A 254-nucleotide genomic window follows, 5' to 3' on the forward strand; every position below is an offset into this window, starting at 1 on the left:
GAACTCGAAAATCTGAATCGCATAGATTGATGCGCCGCTTGCTTGCATCTGCCCGCGCCAGAAGCGCGCGATACGTCTTCCAGAGAACCAGGAAGACGTGGGTCCCGTCTGACTTCGCCTCGTGAGACTCTCGGGAACCATACCGGTGGAGTGTACTGCTGTTGAAAACCTTGAGTGCAGAAATCTTGACGTAGAGATAGGTTGTGGTTAGGCTGGCTGTTGCTGGAGCGAACATCGCCCGCAGAGGAGCAGCA

Annotated in this window: 1 pseudogene; it reads right to left on the bottom strand. The window is 55.1% G+C overall.

From position 1 onward, the window contains the following. Window positions 1-235 (bottom strand): annotated as a pseudogene (locus AC5IJH_RS18420) (hypothetical protein); the annotation flags it as partial. Between the last annotated feature and the right edge of the window lie 19 nt (window positions 236-254).

Source organism: Candidatus Dedyshia acidiphila (assembly GCF_051025295.1).
Classification (GTDB): domain Bacteria; phylum Acidobacteriota; class Terriglobia; order Terriglobales; family Acidobacteriaceae; genus KBS-83.